This is a genomic window from Streptomyces otsuchiensis, assembly GCF_004305975.1.
GTDB classification, from domain to species: domain Bacteria; phylum Actinomycetota; class Actinomycetes; order Streptomycetales; family Streptomycetaceae; genus Streptomyces; species Streptomyces otsuchiensis.
The window spans coordinates 1-1265 of record NZ_BHZI01000531.1 but is presented as its reverse complement, the minus strand read 5'-3'; the positions used below and the strand labels follow the sequence as shown (position 1 = coordinate 1265).

At 74.4% G+C, this 1265-nt stretch carries 1 protein-coding gene; it reads left to right on the top strand.

Annotated features, from left to right (window positions below; all coding sequences use genetic code 11):
• Nucleotides 1–69: 69 nt before the first annotated feature.
• Nucleotides 70–1265 (top strand): extracellular catalytic domain type 1 short-chain-length polyhydroxyalkanoate depolymerase (locus E0D90_RS25675; protein ID WP_227870514.1); only part of this gene is annotated, 1196 nt, incomplete at its 3' end.

Below are 1265 nucleotides of genomic sequence, written 5' to 3'. Positions count from 1 at the left end.
CTACGGTGCCCCACACCCCCCATGGCACCGCCCCGGACGAGGCGGTGCCTCCGTAAGGAGAGACATTCCGTGACATCCCTGAGAGCCGCAGGTCCGGACGAGGGACCGCGCCAGAGATCGGGCCAGAGATCAGGCGAACGGCCGCGCCGGTGGCGCCGCGCCGCCGCCGTCGCCACCGCCGGCGCGGCGCTCCTGGCCGCCGCGCTGCTGACCACCCCGACCCACGCCGCCCCGGGCATGAGCGAGGACGCCGCGCCCGCGTCGGGCGGTGCCCAGGCGCAGTTGGAGCAGGTCACCGGCTTCGGCAGCAATCCCGGCAACCTGACGATGCACCGCTACGTCCCCGACGACCTGCCCGCCGGCAGCCCCGTCGTCCTGCTGCTGCACGGCTGCGCGCAGGGCCCCGTCGAGTACTTCGACCACTCCGGCTGGCGCGGCGTCGCCGACGCGGGCGGCTTCACGGTGATCGCCGCCGGGCAGCAGACCGCCAACAACGCCTCGCGGTGCTTCAACTGGTTCGAGCCGGCCGACACCGCGCGCGGCAGCGGCGAGACGCTGTCGCTCAAGCAGATGGTCGACCGGGTACTGGCCGACCAGGGCGCCGACGCGAACCGGGTCTTCGTCACCGGCCTCTCCGCCGGCGGCGGCATGACCGCCACCATGCTCGCCGCCTACCCCGACGTCTTCGCCGGCGGCGCCGTCGTCGCCGGGCTGCCGCACGGCTGCGCCCGCTCGATGATCGAGGCGTTCAGCTGCATGAGCCCGGGGAAGAACCAGTCGCCGCAGGCATGGGGCGACCTGGTACGGGCCGCCCACCCGGGCCACTCCGGTGCCCGGCCGCCGGTCTCGATCTGGCACGGCGGGCAGGACTACGTGGTGGCCACCGCCAACCTCACCGAGTCGGTGAAGCAGTGGACCGACGCGCACGGCATCGACCAGACGCCCGACGCCACCAGCGCCCTCCCGCAATCGACCACCCGCAGCGAGTACCACGACTCCTCCGGGAGGGCGCTGGTCACCACCTACCTGATGCCGGGCAACGGCCACGGCACGCCCATCGACCCGCCGTCCTGCGGGGCGTCCGGCTCCTACTTCCTCCCCGGGCTGTGCTCGGCCTCGTACATGGCGCAGGACTGGGGCATCGCCACCGGCGGCGGCGACCCGACGGACCCCTCGGACCCGACGGACCCCACGGACCCCCGGCGGCGCCGTCGTCGCCGGGCTGCCGCACGGCTGCGCCCGCTCGATGATCGAGGCGTTCAGCT